This is a genomic window from Geminicoccaceae bacterium (assembly GCA_020638465.1).
Taxonomy (GTDB): Bacteria; Pseudomonadota; Alphaproteobacteria; order Geminicoccales; family Geminicoccaceae; genus JAGREO01.
The window spans coordinates 99,171-119,865 of record JACKIM010000001.1; the positions used below are offsets into that span (position 1 = coordinate 99,171).

At 61.6% G+C, this 20,695-nt stretch carries 18 protein-coding genes and 1 tRNA gene; 8 read left to right on the forward strand and 11 right to left on the reverse strand.

The genetic code is table 11. The features are described from left to right. Positions 1–20 precede the first annotated feature (20 nt). Positions 21–1,052 (reverse strand): histone deacetylase family protein, encoded by a 1,032-nt coding sequence (locus tag H6851_00435; protein ID MCB9942076.1) that lies wholly within the window; start codon positions 1,050–1,052, stop codon positions 21–23. 244 nt (positions 1,053–1,296) lie between these two features. After that, a complete protein-coding gene (locus tag H6851_00440) occupies positions 1,297–2,412 on the reverse strand; it encodes a histidine kinase (protein ID MCB9942077.1) in 1,116 nt (371 codons plus the stop codon). A gap of 168 nt (positions 2,413–2,580) precedes the next feature. Between H6851_00440 and H6851_00445 the strand changes: the two genes are divergently transcribed. Then, entirely contained in the window at positions 2,581–3,432 is an 852-nt protein-coding gene (locus H6851_00445) for a class I SAM-dependent methyltransferase (protein MCB9942078.1), read from the forward strand. Here the strand turns inward: H6851_00445 and H6851_00450 are convergent. After that, on the reverse strand, positions 3,408–4,082 hold the full coding sequence (locus H6851_00450) for a DUF1028 domain-containing protein (GenBank protein ID MCB9942079.1): 675 nt from the start codon (positions 4,080–4,082) through the stop codon (positions 3,408–3,410). The genes H6851_00445 and H6851_00450 overlap by 25 nt on opposite strands. 124 nt (positions 4,083–4,206) lie before the next feature. Between H6851_00450 and recO the strand changes: the two genes are divergently transcribed. Together recO and parC are read left to right on the forward strand one after the other, a co-directional pair. Further along, positions 4,207–4,971 (forward strand): DNA repair protein RecO, encoded by a 765-nt coding sequence (gene recO, locus H6851_00455; GenBank protein MCB9942080.1) that lies wholly within the window; start codon positions 4,207–4,209, stop codon positions 4,969–4,971. Then, positions 4,968–7,214, forward strand: coding sequence for a DNA topoisomerase IV subunit A (gene parC / locus H6851_00460; GenBank protein MCB9942081.1), 2,247 nt, complete (start codon positions 4,968–4,970; stop codon positions 7,212–7,214). Before recO ends, parC begins: the two co-directional genes overlap by 4 nt. A gap of 60 nt (positions 7,215–7,274) precedes the next feature. On the opposite strand, the gene H6851_00465 is transcribed toward parC, so the two are convergent. Continuing rightward, the gene (locus H6851_00465; GenBank protein ID MCB9942082.1) at positions 7,275–8,024 is read right to left on the reverse strand and encodes an alpha/beta hydrolase; all 750 of its coding nucleotides are present in this window, start codon (positions 8,022–8,024) and stop codon (positions 7,275–7,277) included. A 132-nt stretch (positions 8,025–8,156) separates the two neighbouring features. Continuing rightward, positions 8,157–9,194 (reverse strand): glycosyltransferase, encoded by a 1,038-nt coding sequence (locus H6851_00470; GenBank protein MCB9942083.1) that lies wholly within the window; start codon positions 9,192–9,194, stop codon positions 8,157–8,159. 244 nt (positions 9,195–9,438) lie between these two features. On the opposite strand from H6851_00470, the gene H6851_00475 reads away from it, so the two are divergent. Together H6851_00475 and H6851_00480 are read left to right on the forward strand one after the other, a co-directional pair. Continuing rightward, complete coding sequence (locus H6851_00475) at positions 9,439–10,425, forward strand: hypothetical protein (protein ID MCB9942084.1); 987 nt, start codon at positions 9,439–9,441, stop codon at positions 10,423–10,425. Between the two features lie 175 nt (positions 10,426–10,600). Next, positions 10,601–11,212, forward strand: a complete 612-nt coding sequence (locus tag H6851_00480; protein ID MCB9942085.1) for a LysE family translocator — start codon at positions 10,601–10,603, stop codon at positions 11,210–11,212. A gap of 47 nt (positions 11,213–11,259) precedes the next feature. Here the strand turns inward: H6851_00480 and H6851_00485 are convergent, their stop codons facing one another. The 4 genes from H6851_00485 to H6851_00500 all read right to left on the reverse strand — a co-directional run bounded on the left by H6851_00485 (position 11,260) and on the right by H6851_00500 (position 16,618). After that, positions 11,260–12,873 (reverse strand): ABC transporter ATP-binding protein, encoded by a 1,614-nt coding sequence (locus tag H6851_00485; GenBank protein ID MCB9942086.1) that lies wholly within the window; start codon positions 12,871–12,873, stop codon positions 11,260–11,262. A gap of 32 nt (positions 12,874–12,905) precedes the next feature. After that, positions 12,906–14,066, reverse strand: coding sequence for an ABC transporter permease subunit (locus tag H6851_00490; protein ID MCB9942087.1), 1,161 nt, complete (start codon positions 14,064–14,066; stop codon positions 12,906–12,908). Next, entirely contained in the window at positions 14,032–14,952 is a 921-nt protein-coding gene (gene oppB / locus H6851_00495) for an oligopeptide ABC transporter permease OppB (GenBank protein ID MCB9942088.1), read from the reverse strand. The genes H6851_00490 and oppB overlap by 35 nt, the downstream gene beginning before the upstream one ends. Before the next feature lie 76 nt (positions 14,953–15,028). Then, positions 15,029–16,618 (reverse strand): peptide ABC transporter substrate-binding protein, encoded by a 1,590-nt coding sequence (locus H6851_00500; protein MCB9942089.1) that lies wholly within the window; start codon positions 16,616–16,618, stop codon positions 15,029–15,031. A 174-nt stretch (positions 16,619–16,792) separates the two neighbouring features. Between H6851_00500 and H6851_00505 the strand changes: the two genes are divergently transcribed. Beyond that, positions 16,793–17,683 carry a hypothetical protein gene (locus tag H6851_00505; protein MCB9942090.1) on the forward strand — a complete coding sequence of 297 codons (891 nt, stop codon included), beginning with the start codon at positions 16,793–16,795 and terminating at the stop codon, positions 17,681–17,683. 43 nt (positions 17,684–17,726) lie between these two features. Here the strand turns inward: H6851_00505 and H6851_00510 are convergent, their stop codons facing one another. Next, complete coding sequence (locus H6851_00510) at positions 17,727–18,593, reverse strand: lysophospholipid acyltransferase family protein (GenBank protein ID MCB9942091.1); 867 nt, start codon at positions 18,591–18,593, stop codon at positions 17,727–17,729. A gap of 217 nt (positions 18,594–18,810) precedes the next feature. Here H6851_00510 and H6851_00515 point away from each other — a divergent pair, with 217 nt between their 5' ends. Beyond that, entirely contained in the window at positions 18,811–19,629 is an 819-nt protein-coding gene (locus H6851_00515; protein ID MCB9942092.1) for a cyclase family protein, read from the forward strand. A gap of 133 nt (positions 19,630–19,762) precedes the next feature. Continuing rightward, positions 19,763–20,500 (forward strand): hypothetical protein, encoded by a 738-nt coding sequence (locus H6851_00520; protein MCB9942093.1) that lies wholly within the window; start codon positions 19,763–19,765, stop codon positions 20,498–20,500. 116 nt (positions 20,501–20,616) lie between these two features. Here the strand turns inward: H6851_00520 and H6851_00525 are convergent. Then, positions 20,617–20,690, reverse strand: a tRNA-Gln gene (locus tag H6851_00525). Positions 20,691–20,695: the final 5 nt, after the last annotated feature.

Genomic DNA, 20,695 nt, shown 5'->3' on the forward strand with positions numbered 1-20,695 from the left:
CAGCAAGAGCTTGCGCGAGATCATCCGGCTTGTTCGAAACCTTCCAGGACATTCACGGTATTGATCCCCACCTCTTCGATGGCATACCCCCCTTCCATGACGAACAGGGTCGGCAGCCCGGCACCCGCGATGCGCTCGCCGTAGCGGAGAAAATCCTCGCTGCTCAACCTGAAGAAGCTGATGGGATCCTTCTCGAAGGTATCGACCCCCAGCGAAACCACCAGCGCATCGGGCGCGAAATCGCCAATGTATCGCAGGCCGTCGTCGAGTGCCAGCCTCCAGTCCCCGAAGGCACTGCCCGGCCGGAGCGGGTAATTGAGATTGAAGCCCTCCCCCGCTCCGTTTCCGGTCTCATCGGCATAGCCGAGGAAATAGGGAAAGGCATCTTCCGGCCTTCCGTGCAGGCTCACGAAAAGAACATCGGACCTGTCGTAGAAGATATCCTGGGTACCATTACCATGATGGAAATCGACATCGAGGATCGCCACACGAGATGCCCCATGATCGAGAAGACTCTGCGCAGCGATCGCCGCATTGTTGAAAAAGCAATACCCGCCATACATGTCCACGGTGGCATGATGCCCCGGTGGCCGGCACAACGAGAAAGCCGCACGATCTCCGTCACGAAGCACGGCGGCTCCCGTGAGAGCAACATCCTTGCTGGCCAGTGCCGCTTCCCAGGTCCCCTCGCTTATCGAAGTCTCGCTGGCCAGTGCATAATAGCCGAGGCGGCCATCGATATTGACGGGACAGCGGGTCCGCATGCGCCGCGCGGGCCAGGCGGTGGGAATTGCCTCTCCGTTGAACCCTGCGGCCTTCCAGTCCGTCCACGCGGTACGCAGGAATTCGGTAAAATCCGGGGCATGGATCCGCAAGACAGGTTCGAGACCGAATCCATCCGGTTCAAGCACCGCGCCCAGCCCGCGTACACGCACGCGTTCGATGATGAATTCGGCGCGATCGGGCCGCTCGAAGGGAAGGATCAGTTCGCCACCGTAGAGTTCGGTCTTCGAATTCCGCAGCTGGTGTTTCTTACTGTAGATTGTTTTCACGGGGCATGTCTCCTGCCTCAGCCGCCGTGAGTATATCGGGCACGGACTCCCGACCCAAGCCCGCGACAGGGACGACATGTCACTCCGATGGGTAGAGGCCCGTCGCGCCGGCTGCGACGAACCCGTCACTCCCATGGAGTGCTTCCAGGCATCCTCTCGTCATTCAGACGGTCAGACTGGCATGGTAATAATTCCTGTAAAATACTTCGGGAATGTGGTCATCCCCGGACCGGGTGTTCGCTACTCAGGAATTGAGGAACCGTTCGACGCTGCTGCGCAGTTCGATCGATTGACGGGAAAGGCTGCTGGCGGAATGGCGGATCTGTTCCGCCGATTTCATCGTGGAGTGCGAACTTTGCGAAACACCCTCGATATTCCGGGCAATTTCGGCGGTCGCCATACTCTGTTGCTCGACGGACGTCGCCACGCTCGTCGAAATCCCACTGACCGATTCCACGGTCTGGCCGATCTTCGTGATCGCTGAAACTGTATGATCGGTCGACGTCTGAATGCGCTCGATCAGCGACTTCACTTCATCCACCGATTGTTTGGTTCGTGAAGCCAGCGCCTTGACCTCTGAAGCCACGACCGAAAAGCCGCGCCCTGCCTCTCCGGCCCTCGCTGCCTCTATCGTGGCGTTGAGAGCCAGGAGATTGGTCTGGTCGGCAATGGCATGGATGACATCAATGACCTTGCCGATACTTTCGGCAGACTGGGCCAGCTGGATCACCCGCTCGTCGGCGGCACGGATCAGATCGACCGAGGTGATCGAAAGGCGGGAGGCTTCACTCACCTGTTGCGAGATGCCGGCGATCGAACGATTGAGCTGCTCTGTCGCCATTCCGACCGAGGTCGAGAGGTTGTTGACCTCGGTCGCCGTAGCGGAAAATGCTCCCGCCGAGGTGTTGAGCTGATCCGAGGTTTCGGCCACCGCCTCGACCAGCCTGGACACCGACTCCGCCATTTCCACGCTTTCGGTGACGACGCTCCAGCTCAGCGCGGCACGTCGCGGCCGGTCCGGGCGCTGCTCGATCTCGGTTATGTACAGCTGAAGCACGTGCGATCCCAGACGGATGCGCGTATGATGAGGAAGATTGGCGGGATCGGCCAGCATCTTGCGCTGATGCGAAGGATGCTTGTGGAAGACATCGATCGACACGCCAACGACCTTTTCCGGTGCCACCGGCAGGGCATCGTGCAATCCCGCAAGAAGCTCGATCGATTTCCGATTGGCAAACTCGATCCGAAACGTTTCGAGATTGCAGACCATCACCGCTGACGGCAGCGAATCAATGACATCTCGCCAGCCATCATCGTCTGCCACCTGTTTCACCTTGGTCGATGCGTTGGTACGAAACATTCTGTATCCTCATCGATACACATCGCCCGTATCATAGCAGCGAGGGGTTAATATAGAAGTTAACGCCGCCGAGAAAATCAGGGGATTGCAGCAGGAACGCCATTGCCGAACGAACGCCACCAACCATCATGCAAAACAGCCATCGGGAGTTATTACAGCCATGGCGGATTGCGTGAACGTATCCGCGATGCTCTCGTGGCCGGCAACCTGAACACGAAGAAGCTGTCGGTTGATGACCTTGCCGCCCTGGACTCATTCCACACCGGCGGCCGGAAAGCGACATTGACGGCCCTCGAAATGCTGCCGTTGCGCCCCGGGTTGCAGGTCCTCGACGTTGGTTGCGGCATTGGCGGCACCGCCCGTCGGCTAGCCGTCGAACACGGTTGCGATGTCACGGCAATCGACCTCTCCAGGGATTATATCGAGGCCGCCATCGATCTTGGACACCTTGTCGAGGGCACGCGACGCTGTCGCTACCTGGTAGCCAGTGCAAGCCAACTGCCCGTGGCAGCTCACCTGTTCGATGCGCTCACCTGCTTTCACGTGTCCATGAACATTGCCGACCGCACTGGCCTGTATACAGAATTCGCAAGGGTGCTCCGGCCAGGCGGCCACGCATGCCTGTTCGATGTGATGCGCACAACCGGACACCCTCTACACTATCCATTGCCATGGGCCGGCGACGAGGGAATGAGCGTCCTGTATACAGTCGGGGAGACCGTGGATCGGCTGCAACGCTCAGGTTTCACGGTCACGGCGCAAAAAAGCCTGCGAGCCTTCGCCATCCGGTTCTTCCACAAGCTCGCAGAACGCAGCCGAATGGCGGAAGATCCTCCCCCCCTTGGCATACATCTCCTTACCGGTAGCAACACACGCGAGAAATTCGCCAACTACCGACATGCCCTGGAAGAGGGTGACCTCGATCCGGTGATCATCACCGCAATATCGTCCGGCAGCGCGACCAACCCGGGCCGATCCATCGAGATGACATCGGACTACTCATTGCCCGGCACGCCGTAGCTGGGGGCATCGGTCGGGTCGAGCGCACGCGTGACATAGGCCTCGAGCTGAGGCTCATAGATGCGCCACAAGGCTTCGAGACCGGCGATCGGATCAGCGTCACTCCAGTCCACGCGCAGATCCGCCACCGGCCATGGGACGTCTCGCACAAGCAGCAGGCCAGCCGAGTGGAGCGGTCCCTCCTCACCGCCGGCTTCCATCCCTGCGCGCATGGCCAGCAGGAGCCGGTCACCCAGCGGTCCCGATGCTCCCTCGAAGGCGGAAACCATCGCTGACGGGACGTCCTCGTTGGCGAGAAGATTGCCGGCACAAATACAATCCTGCCCCGCCGCAGTGGCATGACGCCCCAGCGTGCCCTCGCCGGAATAGCTTGCCGTGTGTCCATCGCGGTCGATGAGCGCCAGTTGGCGAAAGGCAATGAATCGGGTACTTCGCACCACCGCAGCCAAAGCCTCGGTCGCCGATGCTCCCCGCTCCATCAGGTCGAGCCCCAGGGGGCCGAGCGTCGGGTCAGTAATGTTCTGCGTCGACACGGCTCCCGCCCCGGCCCGCGCATGAGCGCAACGGGCGGCGACCGCGGGCGACGAGGACGAAATCGCCAGACCGAACATGCCGCTTGCGGCACAGCGTGCCGAAATCGAGAACGTCATCGCTCTCCTCCCTTCCCGTATCCGGTTCATTGTCGGCGCCCTCGATTCGACAGTCCAGTCCGGTTCCCGAAACGCCGCCGATCGAACAATTTCACCTGTATGCAAAATCCTCTACAAGTCACGCATGGAATGGCAGGATGAAGGAATCGTTCTCAATGCCCGGCCGCATGGCGAACGGGACGCTCTGGCCATCCTCCTGACATTCGAGCATGGCAAGCACGCAGGTCTCGTCCGCGCCGGCGCGACATCCCACAACCGGGCGATGCTCGATCTGGGAAACCGGTTGCAGGTCGTGTGGAAGGCGCGGCTTGCCCAGCATCTCGGCAGTTACACGCTCGAACCCGTGGCCCAACCCGGCGCGTGGCTACTTGACCAACCGCTGGAACTTGCCGGACTGGTCTCGGCCTGTGCGATGGTCGATGCCGGAACAGGCGAACGTGACCCGCACCCAAGGCTGTATGCAGCCCTGCTGCGGCTCACCGGGCGCATCGGCCGGTTCGATGACTGGATGGCCGACTACATCCGCTTCGAGTTGCTCTTGCTGCGCGAAGCGGGCTTCGGTCTCGATCTTGCCGCCTGTGCCGTCACCGGCGCGACCGAAGGCCTCGCCTATGTCTCGCCACGTACCGGACGGGCGGTGACCGATGCGATCGGTGAACCTCTGAAGGACAAGCTCTTGCCGCTTCCACGATTTCTTACCACTGAAGAAGATCACGATATCAGGCAGATCGCGCAAGGGTTGAGGCTTGCCGGTTATTTCTTCAGGCGGCATATAACCGACCCCGGCGACCGGATGATGCCGCTTGCCAGAGAACGATTTTCGAATCTGATCGATGACTGTGCCGGCCAGAACCGGGATCGGTCAGGTGAACACGAGGAGCCACGATGAGCGCTTCCGCCAGCCGGAAAGACCCCGAGATCATTCCCGTCACGTTGAAGGACGCGCTCGGCGAACGCTATCTGGCCTATGCGCTCTCCACCATAACATCGCGCTCGCTGCCCGATGTCCGTGACGGTCTGAAGCCGGTACAGCGACGCCTGCTGTATGCCATGATGCAGCTGCGCCTCGACCCTGCCTCCGGCTACAAGAAATGCGCGCGCGTGGTCGGCGACGTGATCGGCAAGTTCCACCCGCATGGCGACACTGCCGTGTACGATGCACTGGTACGCCTCGCCCAGGACTTCAGCCAACGTTATCCGCTGGTCGACGGCCAGGGCAATTTCGGCAATGTCGATGGCGACAACCCGGCTGCCATGCGCTACACGGAAAGCCGGCTCACCGTTGTGGCCCAGGCGCTGCTTGACGGCATCGACCAGGAAACGGTCGATTTCCGCGAAACCTATGACGGCAGCGAGAACGAACCGGTCGTTCTGCCTGCGGCCTTCCCCAACCTGCTCGCCAATGGCGCGGCGGGCATCGCTGTGGGCATGGCCACCAACATTCCGCCACACAATGCCGGCGAACTGCTGGACGCCCTCGCTTTCATGCTCGACCGGCCGGCCGATGCCCAACCGGTAACGACGGCCGAACTGATGGGATTCATCAAGGGGCCGGATCTGCCCACCGGCGGCACCCTTGTCGAAAGTGCGAAGATGATTGCCGAGGCCTACGAGACCGGCCGGGGCTCGTTGCGCCTGCGTGCACATTACGAGGTCGAGAAGCTCAGCCACGGCCAGTTCCAGGTCATCGTCACCGAGATCCCCTACCAGGTGCAGAAATCCCGACTGATCGAGCGGCTGGCCGAATTGCTTGCGGCCCGGAAACTGCCCTTGCTGGCCGATCTGCGCGACGAGAGCACCGAGGACATCCGGATCGTCCTGATCCCGCGCAACCGGAGCGTTCCAGCCGAACTGCTGATGGAACAACTGTTCCGCCAATCGGACATGGAAGTCAGGCTGTCGCTGAACATGAATGTACTCGACGGCCGCGGCGTACCCGGGGTCATGAGCCTCGCGGACATGCTGGAAGCGTTCATCTGCCACCGGATGGATGTCCTTGTCCGCCGCTCGAACTATCGACTGGGTCGCATTGATGACCGGCTGGAGATCCTCGAAGGTTACCTCAAGGCCTATCTCGACATCGACGAGGTGATCCGCATCATACGCGAGAGTGACGAGCCCAAACCCGAGCTGATGGCGCGTTTCGAACTCAGTGAACGTCAGGCGGAGGCCGTTCTCAACCTGCGCCTGCGGAACCTGCGCAAGCTGGAAGAGATGGAGCTCAAGAAGGAGCGCAGGGAGCTGCTTGCCGAGCGCAAGGAACTCAAGGCACTGCTCGGCGACAAAGGGCTGCGGCGGGCAAGACTGAAACGCGAGATGAACGAGGCCCGCGAGACGTTCGGAGATCCACGTCGTACCCGCCTAGAACAGGCCCCCTCCATCGACCCCGTGTTGCTCGAACAACCGGTCGAACGTGTTCCGGTGACCGTCGTCTGCTCGCAGAAGGGTTGGATCAGAACCCTGCGCGGCCATCAGAATGCACCCGGGGAGATCAAGTACAAGGATGGCGATGGCGAACGCTTTATCCTCAAGGCATCCAGCGCCGACAAGCTGCTGGCGGTGGCCGATGATGGACGGGTTTATCTGCTGGCCGTCGACAAGCTGCCTTCAGGCCGGGGCATGGGCGAGCCCCTGAGCCTTGTCATTGATCTGGGCAAGGGTGTCGACCTGCTGAATCTCCTGGTTCACGATCCCGGGGGCAAGGTGATTTTCGCCACCCGCGACGGTCGCGGTTTCCTTGCCGAGGAAAGGGAGATCGCCGCCCAGACCCGCAACGGGAAACAGGTGGTCAATCTCGGCAGGGGCGACGAACTCCTCGTCGCCAGATCGGTCGGTGTCGATGCAGATGTCGTCTGCGCTATCGGTACGAATCGCAAGCTGCTGGTCTTCGGCATCGACGAACTGCCGGTCATGACCCGTGGCCGCGGCGTCATCCTCCAGCGTTTTCGCGATGCCTATCTCAGCGATGTCATCGCCACCCGTGCAGAACACGGCCTTTCATGGCCGTCAGGCTCGCGCACCCGCCATGAGAAGGACCTTTCGAACTGGAGGGGCAAACGTGCCGGCTCCGGTCGCATGGCGCCCACGGGCTTTCCCCGTTCGCATAAGTTCGAAGAGGTGAACGAGGAATAGCAACCCTCGAATCCTCCAGGCAGACCCGGACGCCAGGCGGTTGACCTGAAGGCAGCGCAATCAGATTGTCGCAGGCAGCGGCTTGCCTTCGATGGCCGCGAGAATGGTAACCATCACCGCATCGGGATTGCTGAACATCAGTTCATGTCCGCCCCGAGTGGCCCCGACATGCCAGAGCGGGTCACCGGAGAACCGGTCAATGACATACTGGTAGGGCTGCGGCACCCGATCATCGGCATAGAGGTAGTAATGCGGTCCGGCGAAGCCGCCAGCGTCATCGGGCATCCGGTCGGTATAGGTGGCCATGGCCTGGGATGTGAGTTTCGGTTGCAGCCAGGCAATCTGTTCTTCGCTCAATCCCTGCCAGATATGTGCATCGGGCGGCGGCACCCGCCACCCTTCGCCCTCCGAATGCACTCGTGCCAGGGTGTCGCGCCGACGTTCTTCCGGCCAGCTGTCCTTGACCGATTGCCCGGCGCCGGTAATGGCTCCTTCGAGATGCACCACGGCCCGCAACCGGTCCCTGATGCGCGTCTCCAGCGCATGCACCAGCGTCCCGCCATAGGAATGACCGACCAGGACGAAATCCTGCCAGTCGCATTGCTCGACCAGCCGCTGGAGCTGGGACACATGATGCAACATGCCGAATTCGGGTCGCAGATTGACCGCGTCGCTGCCCAAACCCGCAAGGCAGGGCGCATGAGCTACATGGCCTTCGGCCCGCAGTCGTGCGGCGATCTCGTCGAATGCCCACCCTCCATGCCAGGAACCGTGGACGAGCAGGATGGTCGTGGATCCGTGCTGGGTCATACCTTGCCGTACCCGTTCGGATACCCGATTTGCAAGCGCTTTTCGATTGTCGAATCGAACGACTGTATGCAGCGCGTCAACCTGTATGCAGACAACAGGCCATCATGGCGCCACGGTTTCGAGGGATCATGCTCATCGACTCGTCATCCGGTAGATGGTCCGCATGACCGGACGCAGGCCCGACGGCAGGCTGGCGGCGATGAACAACCCGAGGGTCCGCGGTTGCATCGGCCGCCGGCGCAGGCTCTTGAGAAGGTGATGCCGTCCCCTGCGCGACTCGCCGGCATCGAGCAGGTACTCGCCATGCCAGAGATGGGCCCAGGCAAACGCTTCGTCGACCAGTGATCTCGGCAAATCAATTGGATAGCGCTCCATGGCCCGTTCGATTGCCTTGAGATAGTTCTGCGAAAAATAGCGCGCCTTCGCGTTGACCGTGAGTTGGTCGGCATGCCCGATCCGGTAGGATGCCATCGGATGGTCGATGAGCGCTACCGGCCCGAGGGCAGAGGCTCGCAGGAACAGGTCATAATCCTCGCCGACATGGCGCATGGAGGGATCGAAACCGTCGATGCGCTCGATCCACTCCCGGCGAATGACCGCGGTCGACAGATGAACCAGATTACCCATTATCATGGGGCCGAGAATACGGCCCATGCGAATCATGACGTCGCCCGGCAGACCACCGGCCGTGATGCCGAGCGATGCTGCGGATTGCTCATGACTGAATACAGGATAGGCGTCGAGCTTGCGATAGGCTGTATACATCTGGCGCAGCCAGCGTTCGCCGACGATCCTGCCGCTGACGTCCACAGCCCGCATGTCGGTCCACACCAACCCCACTTCAGGATGGTTCCGCATGACCGCAAGTTGCGCCTGCAGCTTGCCTCTGTCCCAGGTATCGTCCGAATCGAGAAAGGCGATCAGCGATCCCCTGGCGCTCTCCAGGCCACGGTTCCGGGCGGCCACGACACCCTGGTTGGACTGCCGCAACAGACGTATCCGCCGATCGCCCCCGATCCATCTCTCGACGATATCGGCCGTCCCGTCGGTAGAGCCATCGTCGACGACGACAATTTCGAGATCCTCGACGGGCTGTCGAGCGACACTGGCGATTGCCTCGCCAATACAATCGGCACGCTGAAAGGTGGGAATAATGACGCTTGTCAACATAATTTTTAACCATTTGTAGAATTTCCACGTCAGATAACATTCTATTTTGGATACTTTGGCTCAATTCTGCCTGCCTGATCGACGTATCTCGATATGCGTCACGTTCGGTGATTTTCTCCCGTTTGCACCACAATGATGCCTTTTCCACATGCCGGTATTGCCGCCGCTGGCGGGTTTCGCGGAATTGCTGCATGACGATTTCCACCATGTCAGGATTGCACCTTCTGCGAGAGGAGACCGTTTCATGAAGAGCCTCGAGACCAAACTCGGGCATATCCGCGGTGGCCGGTACCAGCCGAGCGATTTCATCATCGCCGATGCCAAGGACGGCGATATCGGCTTCGGTCGCATGGCCCCCGGAGAGGATCCCGAACGCCCGGGACGTTACCTGCCCCGGTCCACCCATCTCGAAGCCATCCGGGAAATGACCCGTTCGGGGCTGGTCGACATCATGCTGATGTCGGCGTCCACCGCCGAACGTGTCTCGCGCGAAGGGCTCTTCGAGGACAGCGCCGTCACGCCGGCCATTCGCCTGAACGACACGACCGACATCTGGTCCGCCCGTGGCGGCCGCTACAAGGAAACGCCGTCACGGCACCACCGCACCGCCCGCCTCGACCATGCCCGCCGCCACGCCGGCCTCGGTCTCTACTCGATCACATTTTCCAACGAGCGCGACATCGACGCCGAGAATGCCGAGGCCTACAGTGCCTTCCGCCTCGATGCCGCGCGTAACGGCATGCAGCACTTCCTTGAGGTGTTCAATCCGGCTTTTGACATCAATCTGGCCGAGAATGCCGACCTTGGCGGCTACATCAACGACAACATCGTCCGCACGCTCGCCGGCGTGATGGAGGAAGATTTCCCACGCTTCCTCAAGATGCAGTTCAACGGTCCGCGGGCGACCGAAGAACTCGCAAGCTACGATCCCGGCCGGCTGATCGTCGGAATCCTCGGTGGAGCCAAGGGTACGACCCGCGATACCTTCGAACTGGTCGGCCAATCGGAAAGGTATGGCGCTCGCGTGGCTCTGTTCGGCCGCAAGATCATGCAGGCTGAACGCCCACTGGCGCTGGTGGAGCACATGCGCGCGGTGGTCGAGGGCAAGCTGAAGCCGGCCGAGGCCGTGCGGGCCTATCATGGTGTCCTGCAAAAGGAGAAGGTCACGCCGAAACTCGACCTCGAACGGGACCTTGAAGTCACCGAGGACGCACTCAAGGCCGGCGCCTGAAACATCGCCCTTCCCCAAAAGCTGTATACAAACCCGGCGCGACAAACGGGACCAGGCTGCCGACACGGCAGCCTGGCTTGCCTGAAGCAATGGGGCGGCTTATCGTTCGAACAACACCCGCGATGATGGCGAGTGTCGTCCGCACGGTACGAAAACCGGGTCGGGAGGAATGGTCATGGGCGCGGAATTTCTCTTGACGTCGCTGGTGGTGGTGGCCCTGCCCGGAACGGGTGTCCTGTATACACTGGCTGTCGGCCTCGGCCGGGGCATCCGTCCCGGTTTTATGGCTGCACTGGGCTGCACGCTCGGCATCGTGCCGCATGTCATCGCCTCCATCATCGGCCTCGCCGCACTGCTGCATGCGAGTGCCGTGGCATTCCAGACGATCAAGTTCGCGGGAGTGATCTATCTCGGCTGGATGGCCTGGAACATCCTCAAGGACGGTGGGGCACTGGATGTCCGTGAGGATCGCCGGCCGCTGACATCCCCGCAGATCATTCGCCACGCCATTCTCATCAACCTGCTGAATCCCAAGCTTTCCCTGTTCTTTCTCGCGTTCCTGCCCCAGTTCGTCAGCCCCGGAGCCGCGCATCCGACCTTCGAGATGCTCGGGCTCGCGCTGATCTTCATGGCCATGACCCTGGGAGTCTTCGTTATCTACGGTGCCTGTGCCGCCGCCGCCCGTGACCACATCATCTCCCGCCCACGGGTCATGACGTGGCTCAAACGCTGTTTCGCGGGTGCCTTCGCCCTCATGGGGTTGAAACTGGCACTGGCCGATCGCTAGCGGCGTGCCGGTAAAATTCCGGCAGCCGCCGTGAGCATTGAGCGTGGCTATCCGGCCTTCTCGACTTTCCCCTCCACCGCGGCTGCCAGCAGCGTCCGGGTATAGGGTTCCCTGGGGGCGTTGAAGACGTCCGCCGATGGTCCCTGCTCGACGACCCTGCCGTTCTTCATGACAATGACCCAATCGGACATGGCACGAACGACAGCAAGGTCATGGGAGATGAACAGGTAGGTGAGCCCGAGGCTCTCCTGCAGGTCGCGCAACAGCGCGATCACCTGCTTTTGAATGGTCCGGTCGAGAGCGGATGTCGGCTCATCGAGCAGGACGAATTCGGGGCGCAGGACCATGGCCCTGGCGATGGCAATGCGCTGGCGCTGTCCGCCCGAGAACTCGTGCGGATAGCGTTGCATGGATGAAGGATCGAGACCGACACGGTTCATGACCTCAACGACACGGGCCTGCCGCTCGCCTTCCCGGAGCACGGGCTCATGCAGCCTCAGTCCCTCGGCAACGATCTGGCCGACGGTGAGCCGCGGCGACAGGGAGCCGAAAGGATCCTGGAAGACCACCTGCATATGCCTGCGCAACGGCCGCATTTCAGCATCGTCGTAACGGTCGATGCGAGCGGAGGCAAAGACGATGGTCCCCTTCGACGGCAGCAGGCGCAGGATGGCGCGGCCGAGTGTCGACTTGCCGGAACCACTTTCGCCAACGACCCCCACGGTCTGGCCGCGACGAATGGCGAGACTGATGCCGCCGACCGCATCGAGGCTCTTCGTCACCCGCCCGAGCCAGTCGAAGCTGATGGGAAAGGTGACGCGGACACCTCGCGCATCAAGCAGCAATTCCTCGTCTTCGCCGACCGGCGCCTTGGTTCCGTCAGGCTCAGCATCCAGCAGTTCACGGGTATAGGGGTGTGCCGGTCTCGTCATGATGACGGAGGCTTCGCCCTGTTCGACCACCACACCCCGGCGCATGACATAGACGCGATCGGCAAATCGGCGAACGATACCGAGATCATGGGTGATGAACACGAGGCCCATGTTGAAACGGCGCTGCAGGTCAGCCAGCAATTCCAGGATCTGGGCCTGGATGGTGACATCGAGTGCCGTAGTGGGTTCGTCCGCGATGATGATGTCCGGTTCGTTGGCCAGCGCCATGGCGATCAATACACGCTGACGCTGCCCGCCGGAGAGCTGGTGGGGAAACGCACCCATGCGGGCTTGCGGATCGGGGATCCCCACCAAGTGCAGGAGTTCGAGAACGCGCCTGCCGGCATCCTTGCGGGAAATACCCTTGTGGTAGATCAGCGGATCGCCGATCTGCGTCTCGATGGACTGCAGCGGGTCCAGCGAGGTCATCGGTTCCTGGAAGATCATCGAGATCTTCACGCCGCGAATGGCGTTCAACTGCCTGTTCGAAAGGCCGATGAGCTCGGTGCCGCGATACCGGGCACTGCCCGTGGAAGTCCCGTTGCTGGCAAGCAGGCCGATGGTACTCATCACAAGCTGGCTCTTGCCCGAACCGCTCTCCCCGACGACGGCGACGGTCTCACCGGGGTGGAGGTCGAGATCCACGCCCCTGACCGCCTCGACATCGCCATCGGGGGTCCTGAAGGAAACACGCAGATCGCGGATTTCAAGGATGGGCTTTTCAGTCATCGCTGCCCGCCGGCGACTGGGAAGCCTGCATCTCACCGGTCCTTCGGATCGAGCGCATCACGCAGGCCGTCGCCGATGAAATTGAGGCAGAGCAACGTGATCGCGAGAAAGATTGACGGAAACAGCAGCAGATAGGGCGCATCCTGGATGTTCTTCGCTCCCTCGGAAATGAGCACTCCCCAGCTGGTCATCGGTTCCTGGACTCCCAGTCCGAGGAAGGAGAGGAAGCTCTCCAGCAAGATCACCTTGGGAACGAGCAGTGTCATGTAGATCACCACCGGGCCCAGTGTGTTGGGAACGATATGCCGCCAGATGATGTGCCATTGCGACACGCCGAGCGCGCGCGCGGCCTCGACATATTCCTGGCGCTTGATCGACAGGGTCTGTCCACGAACAATGCGTGCCATGTCGAGCCATTCCACAGCACCTACGGCGATGAACATGAGAATGAAATTCCGCCCGAAGAATACCACCAGCATGATGACGAAAAAGATGAAAGGCAACGAGTAGAGAACATCGACGAAACGCATCATCAACTGGTCGATCCGCCCGCCGACGAAGCCTGCCACGGCTCCCCAGGCCACGCCGATGAGCAAGGCGACGAATGTAGCGAGCAGGCCAATCGCGAGCGATACACGGCCGCCGATGAGGATACGGGTGAGCAGGTCGCGGCCATTCTGGTCGGTGCCGGCAAGGAACACCGCTCGCGCCACGGTGGCCTCGATCACCAGCACACGGCCTCCGTCCTCTTCGCTCACGATATGCGAACCAGTGAAGGAATCCACGCGATCGATGTAGCGGGTCATCCGCGGATCGATGGGGTTGTCGGCGCTGAGGCGAACGGTGAGCGTATCGCCATCCACCGAAAAGTCGTCGATGTCGACCTTCGCCCGTCGCAAGGCACGATGCAGGTCAGCGTCGATCTGTGCCGCGGTGGGATAGGGCTCCAGCGAAGGGCGGGTCTTGACGTAGGATTGATACACCTCGTCATACGCATGAGGTGAAATGACCGGCCCGACGATGCAGACGACGGCCATGAGCCCCAGAGTAACGATGGCAGCAACAGCGGCACGATTGGCCCGCAGGCGGCGCAGGGCATCGCTCCAGAGGCTGCGCCCCTTGCGCATCGGGATGACAGGCTCGACGGATGCGGACGTTTCAGTCAAGGCGCACCTTCGGGTCCAGCCATGCATAGAGAATGTCGACGACAAGGTTGAAGACGACGACGAAGACGGCGACCGTGACCACCGTTCCCATGACAAGCGTGTAATCGCGGTTGAGCGCGCCCTGGACAAAATGCCGGCCGATGCCCGGCACGCCGAAGATGGATTCGATGACCACCGAACCGGTCAGCAGTGCTGCTGCCGCCGGCCCCAGATAGGAAACCACCGGCAACAGGGCCCCGCGCAGAGCCCGGCCGATCACCACCCGTTGCGGCAGCCCGTAGGCAAGCGCAGTACGGATGTGGTTGGAGCGCATCACCTCGATCATGCTTCCCCGCGTCAGCCGCGAAATCACGGCGATCTGCGGCAGCGCAAGGGCAAAGATCGGCAGGATCTTGTTGACCAGAGCGCCCTCGCCCCAGCCGCCGGCAGGCAACCAGCCCAGATGAATGGAGAACAGGAGCGTGAGTGCAGGCGCCATCACGAAATTGGGAACGACGATGCCGATGAGTGCTATGGTCATCACGCCATAGTCTGCCGCCCTGTTCTGGCGAAGAGCCGCAATTGTGCCCAGCGTACAGCCAATCAATGTCGCCAGCACCAGCGCCGACAACCCGAGCTGGACGGAGACCGGCAGGCCATCCAGCAGCAATTCGTCGACGGTGAAGTCCCGGTAGACGTAGGAAGGTCCGAGATGACCGGTGAAAAGGCCCTTCAGGTAGTCGAGATACTGGGCCCACAGCGGCTGGTCGAGATGATAGTAGGCCATCAGATTGGCCAGCACCTGCGGTGGCAACGGCCGCTCAAGGCTGAACGGTCCGCCCGGCGCCAGTCGCATCAGGAAAAAAGCCACGGTGATGATCACGAACATTGTCGGTATCGCGGTCATCAACCGCTTGAAGATGAAACGAATCATGGCTGCACCGAAAAAGCCGGAGGCAAGGTGGCCATATCCTGTCCGGCCACCTTGCCATGGACCGTTGGTCCCGCCGTTATTCGCCGATCGACATGAACCGGGAGGGATGGACGTTGCGCAGGTTGTCTTCCCAACCCTTCAATCTGTCGGAAACGAGACTGATTGAACCATAATACAGGAGCGGGATGTAGGGGACGTCGCGAGAGAAGATCTCTTCCGCCTGCTTGAGAATTCCCGCCCTGACGTCGAGATCGACAGTCGCCGCGGCTTCATGCATCAAGGCGTCGTATTCGGGATTTTGATAACGGGCATAGTTCAGTCCCGTATTGTCGCTTTCCAGCAGGAACAGGAAGTTCTGCGGATCGTTGTAATCGCCGATCCAGCCCGCACGGGCGATGTCGTAATCGCCGCGATCACGCAGGATGGCATAATGGGTCTTGGTGTCCGCATTGGTAAGCGTCGTCTCGACACCCAGCGGCTTCCACATGTCGGCAATGGCGGTGGCGGTCTTCTGGTGGTTCTCGGAGGTGTTGAAGCGGATGTCGACCTCAAGCGGATGATCGGGACCGAAACCCGCCTCCTTCATGAGAGCAATCGCCTGATCCTCGCGATCGAGCAGTGGCGTATCCTTGTAAGAAAAGTAGGCCGGCTCGCCATAGTTGTCGATTCCGGGCGGCACCAGGCTGTAACCCGCGACCATCGTGTCGCCCCAGATGTCATGGGCGAGGAATTCGCGGTCGATGACCATCGACAGGGCCTGCCTGACGCGGACATCGTCAAACGGCGCCTTGTCGGTGTTGACGGTGTAGTAATAGGTGCCGAGATAGGGTGCGATACGCAGCGTGTCCCCCAACTTCTCGCGCATGTAGTCCATCTGCTCGACCGGACCGTCGTTGTTGCTGTCCAGTTCGCCGGCCTCGAAACGGCGCAGGGCGGCGGAACGATCCTCCGTCGGGTAATAGTAGACGGTGTCGATGGCGACCGTGTCGGCATCATGGAAATTCGGATTCCTCACGGACTTGATATGCGAGTTGGGCACCCATTCATCCAGCATGTAGGGGCCGTTTGAGACCATCACGCCCGGCTTGGTGAAGTCCTGCGGATTGGACTGCACCGTGCCCGGATGCACCGGCAGACTGGTCTGGTGGGTCAGCAACTGAAGGAAGTACGGGGTCGCACTCGCCAGGGTGATCTCGACCGTCCGGGAATCGACGGCCTTTACACCGACATCCTCCGCACGCCCCTCACCGCTGTTGAACATCTTCGCACCGGCGATCGGAAACAGCACATCGGCATATTTCGCGCCGGTGGCAGGATCGAGGATACGACGATAGGAGAACACGAAATCGTCGGCCGTCACCGGATCCCCGTTCGACCACTTCGCATCGTCGCGCAGCTTGAACGTATAGACGAGGCCATCGTCGGACACCGACCAGCTTTCGGCCACGCCAGGCTGCACCGAGCCATCCGCGCCGTCGATCACGAGCCCCTCGTAAAGGTCGCGCAGAATGTTGGATTCATAGATGGTGGACGTCAGGTGCTGGTCGAGCGTTTCCGGTTCCGCGGTATTGCCGCGATGATAGACCATCTCCGCCCGAACCATGGCCGTCGAACCGAGCAACAGGGCCGCCGCCAGCGCAAAGCCTCTCAGATGCCGTTTGATCATGCGCCTCTCCCTTGGAGCGATGACGTGGGTCGCAGGCGGGCAACGGCCGCACTGCTGGACTTTTTCCTTCTCTTTCATTTTAACCCAATCATGCGTTGCAGGCGAGCGATCCATCGTCGCTGGTCGTTGCCAACCATGTCTGGCAGGGCTTCGGATATCGCGGTGGCATCTCCCATGAACAGCAATTCGGCCGATTTCTGGCTGCATCTCGACCACACGGACAGCAATGCGCGCCGCAAACTGGAACAGACCGGCCTCGAACCGGATGCGATCGCCGCCCTCCTAGACCCCGAAACACGTCCGCGGCGGGCCCATTTCGGCAATGGCGACGTGATCATCCTGCGCAGTGTCAACCAGTCTCCCGGCGCGGAAGTCGAGGACATGATCTCGCTGCGGATCTGGTTGACGAGGGAGCGGATCATCACCGTGGTCCTTAGGAACCTGCAACTCGTGACCGAGGCCCGCCAGCGCATCGCCGACGGAATGGGTGAAAGCAGCGCGCCCGACCTGTTCCTGTGGCTTGCCAACACCATCAGCGAACGGCTGAGGGAAACCGTCCGGTCAGCCGAGGTCGAGCTCGAGGATGCCGAGGACAAGATGCTCGAAACCTACGATGCCTCGCTCGCCAACGTGTTCAGGGAACAGCTCCGCCAGGCGGTGGCCCTGCGTCGCTACGCCGAACCGCAGCTTCAGGCGCTCAAGGACCTGCAGGACAATCCGCCCGACTGGATCAACAAGCCACGGCGGCTGCGGCTGCGGGAAATCGTCAACAATCACCAGCGATCCCTGGAAACCCTGATTGCCACTCGCGAACACATCAGCGCCGCACTCGATCAGTTGAACACGATGATCGCCGACCGCATGCAGCGCACCAGCCAGGCACTCACCATCGTCGCAACCATCTTCCTCCCGCTCAACCTCATCGGCGCCCTGTTCGGCACCAATGTGGGAGGCATACCCTATGGTGGCGATCCGATGGGCTTCTGGCTGCTCACCGGCGGCTTCACCCTCGCCTTTGCGATATTGCTGGTTGTCGCCTACACCTACCGCAATCGCTGGCTATGAGCGACATGGGCTGTATACAGCAGTGATCGCCCGCAATCAGCGATCAGCGCGGCAGGGTCGCGAGTGACAGGCAGCCCAGATCGAAGCCGGTTTCCGGATGCCCGTCGCCCGGCAGCGGATTCTCCCTGTTGCCGAGCGCCAGTGTATGCAGGCGCAGGCTGTCCATCAGTTCCTGGCGGTCGCGGATCGACGAGAGAGCATCGAAAGGCAGGGGCTGGCCTATATGCATGCGGATCTCATGCCCGATCTTGTTGCGGACTTCATTGAGCAGCATCGCTGCCCGCAATGCCGGATGAACAAGATTGGCAAGCTGGAAGACAAGGCTGTTGCGCCCCTCGGTGAAGACCGGAATGACCGTGGCCCGGGATTTCATGATCAGCCGTGCCGTGAAGGGCCGCCACGGCTCGTCAACGACGGCGCTGAACAGGGAGGGTGCGCTGGCCACGCAACCGGCAGGGAAGACCAGGATCGCGCCACCATCGGCAAGGTGAGCCTCGGCCCGGCGCCGCGTTTCGAGGTTGGTATCCCGGGCCTCACGGGTCAGCGAAAAATCGATCGGAATGATGCGACGGGCCGCTTCGGGTGCACGGCTCAGCAGACCATGTGCGATGACCCTGAAATCCCGCCGACGCGAACCGAGGAGGTGGCTCAGCGCGATTCCATCGACCACGCCGAAGGGATGGTTGGCGACCATCACGACCGGCCCGGTCGCCGGGATAGCCGCCAGACGATGCGATTCATGGACCAGCCTCAGACGCAGCAGTTCGACCGCCTGTTCGAAGAAGTCGCGGGACGGATCTTGGCGGCGGCAGAGGTCTTCGAGCCTGCGGCGGCCACTCAGTCGCTCGACGACGTCAATGATCGCACGCACCGCAAACGGGTCGGCCGGGTCGGCATAGCTGATCTTCATCGATTCGCTCCTGCTGCCTCAACGTCAGGAGGAACTGGCAGAAATCGGTGACACCGTCGGGACAGCCACACGACAGGACGGTGACAGAAGGCGGGACAGCCCGATGACAGGACATGCGCATCACCGCTTCGGCGTGCATCGAGTCGCGTGTGTTCCTGCTGCCATTGTGTCATATTCCGCCCATCGCAGGTTTTTCATGTCAGGGAGGATGTTCGATATGTGCGATCTGTGCGTCATGCAGTCCGTCAAGCAGCGCATGCTTTCACGACGGCGCCTGTTCCGCACCGGAGCCGCGGGCATGGCCGCGGCGGCCGTCGGCAGCGTCGTTTCGGCACCGGCCGTCCGGGCGGCATCGAGTTCGGTCGTCGACATGACCCACGAGCTTCACGAGGACTTCCCGACCTGGGGCGGCGCACAGCAATTGTTCCGCGAACAGCAGGCGTTCTTCGACAAGGACGGCTTCAATTTGTTCGAAATGCGCATCAACGAGCACACCGGGACCCACATCGACGCGCCGCTCCATTTCTCCGCCGATGGCGGCACCGTCGCCGAGATCGACGTGGGCAATCTCGTCGCTCCCCTGTGTGTCGTCGACATCAGCGCGCGTGCGGCCGAGGATGCCAATACCCAGTTGACACCCGATGACCTCAAGGCCTGGATTGCTGCCAACGGCGACATCCCCGACGGGGCCTGCGTGGCCATGAATTCGGGCTGGGCAGCGAACGTGAACAGCGACAGGTTCCGCAATGCCGACGATCAGGGCACCCAGTACTATCCGGGCTTTCATGTCGAGGCAGTGAACATGCTCATGGAGGAGACCGGCGCGCGCTCCATCGGAGTCGACACCCTGTCGCTCGATTTCGGCCAGTCCCCCGATTTTGCCACCCACTATTCCTGGCTGCCGTCAGGCCGCTTCGGCATCGAGTGCCTCGCCAATCTCGATCAGGTTCCGGCATCGGGCGCCACGCTGGTCATCGGCGCCCCCAAGGTCCGTGGCGGCACCGGTGGACCGGCCCGCGTGCTGGCCCTGGTCTGACATCCTTTCCTGCCGGACGGGACCGGATCTGGTCATCCGGTCCCGCTGCATACAGTTCAGGACTTTTGTATACAGTTTCAATAAAGGAAATAATTCCTTTACTTTCATCCCGGCTCATGTCATGAATGCAGTCATGAGCATCAGTCCCGCCCCGGCAGATTTCGCCACGCATCCCTTCGGGCCGGCGCAACGCATGTTGCGCTGGAGCCACAGGCGGTTGCTGCGGTTCGCATGGTTGCGGGCCATGGGACGATCGCCGGAGCCCGGTACTCCGGATTGTCGCGATATATGCCCGATGGACAGCACCGCTTCCCTGCCCGCCAGCGTGAGATCGCTGATCGCGGCTTTCGAATCCATGGCCGTCGATGGCCGCGACGGGCTGCGCTCCCTGATCGTTGCCCAGGTCCGGCCGTGGTTCAACGAGCTGTGCCAGCGTCTTTTCCATCAGCCGGAAGGGGAAAGCCGCGACCAGGTCGAGTGGATGCGCTGGGCGACGCAAAGGCGTGGCCGACGGCCGCTCGAAGCTCTCGTCGCAAGCGTGCTGCGGCAACTCGACCAATCTCCGCGACCACGCCGGTCGCGGACAGGCTACATGCGACCGCCATCGCCGGAGACGATCGCAGAACGGACCCGCGAGTTGCGGCAGGATCCCGTCCACCAGCAGGCGCTTCAACGTTCCCGGGGCCGTCGCAGCCTTGTCAGGGTCCTGACACGGATCGTCCATAGCCGGCTGATGGCAGTCGGTGCGGCCCTGCTGCAGGCGAAAGACACCTTCGAGCGGGCGGCCACCACGACGGCGGATGCGTCACCGGCACCGCCGGACGATATCACGGCCGAGGAGGTATCCTGCGGTCAAGAAGCCCTGGCCTGATATCACCGGCCCGGCCCCGATCCGTAAAATTTTAGTAAAATCGACACGACTCCGCCCCGTCAGGAAGGGCGGTGGGTCCGGGCTCGCACGACCGGTTGGCCACACCGGATTCCCGGTGGCTGGGGCGCCAGGATTCGAACCTGGGATCGAGGGACCAAAACCCACTGCCTTACCGCTTGGCTACGCCCCAATGCG

What these genes read in the sequence shown, in the direction of transcription:
- H6851_00500 (MCB9942089.1), bottom strand. Translation starts at nt 16,618, where the DNA reads ATGATCAAACGGCATCTGAGAGGCTTTGCGCTGGCGGCGGCCCTGTTG.
- H6851_00515 (MCB9942092.1), top strand. Translation starts at nt 18,811, where the DNA reads ATGTGCGATCTGTGCGTCATGCAGTCCGTCAAGCAGCGCATGCTTTCA.
- H6851_00505 (MCB9942090.1), top strand. Translation starts at nt 16,793, where the DNA reads ATGAACAGCAATTCGGCCGATTTCTGGCTGCATCTCGACCACACGGAC.
- H6851_00450 (MCB9942079.1), bottom strand. Translation starts at nt 4,082, where the DNA reads ATGACGTTCTCGATTTCGGCACGCTGTGCCGCAAGCGGCATGTTCGGT.
- oppB (MCB9942088.1), bottom strand. Translation starts at nt 14,952, where the DNA reads ATGATTCGTTTCATCTTCAAGCGGTTGATGACCGCGATACCGACAATG.
- H6851_00440 (MCB9942077.1), bottom strand. Translation starts at nt 2,412, where the DNA reads ATGTTTCGTACCAACGCATCGACCAAGGTGAAACAGGTGGCAGACGAT.
- H6851_00480 (MCB9942085.1), top strand. Translation starts at nt 10,601, where the DNA reads ATGGGCGCGGAATTTCTCTTGACGTCGCTGGTGGTGGTGGCCCTGCCC.
- H6851_00475 (MCB9942084.1), top strand. Translation starts at nt 9,439, where the DNA reads ATGAAGAGCCTCGAGACCAAACTCGGGCATATCCGCGGTGGCCGGTAC.
- H6851_00490 (MCB9942087.1), bottom strand. Translation starts at nt 14,066, where the DNA reads ATGCATGGCTGGACCCGAAGGTGCGCCTTGACTGAAACGTCCGCATCC.
- recO (MCB9942080.1), top strand. Translation starts at nt 4,207, where the DNA reads ATGGAATGGCAGGATGAAGGAATCGTTCTCAATGCCCGGCCGCATGGC.
- H6851_00465 (MCB9942082.1), bottom strand. Translation starts at nt 8,024, where the DNA reads ATGACCCAGCACGGATCCACGACCATCCTGCTCGTCCACGGTTCCTGG.
- H6851_00485 (MCB9942086.1), bottom strand. Translation starts at nt 12,873, where the DNA reads ATGACTGAAAAGCCCATCCTTGAAATCCGCGATCTGCGTGTTTCCTTC.
- H6851_00510 (MCB9942091.1), bottom strand. Translation starts at nt 18,593, where the DNA reads ATGAAGATCAGCTATGCCGACCCGGCCGACCCGTTTGCGGTGCGTGCG.
- H6851_00470 (MCB9942083.1), bottom strand. Translation starts at nt 9,194, where the DNA reads ATGTTGACAAGCGTCATTATTCCCACCTTTCAGCGTGCCGATTGTATT.
- parC (MCB9942081.1), top strand. Translation starts at nt 4,968, where the DNA reads ATGAGCGCTTCCGCCAGCCGGAAAGACCCCGAGATCATTCCCGTCACG.
- H6851_00520 (MCB9942093.1), top strand. Translation starts at nt 19,763, where the DNA reads ATGAGCATCAGTCCCGCCCCGGCAGATTTCGCCACGCATCCCTTCGGG.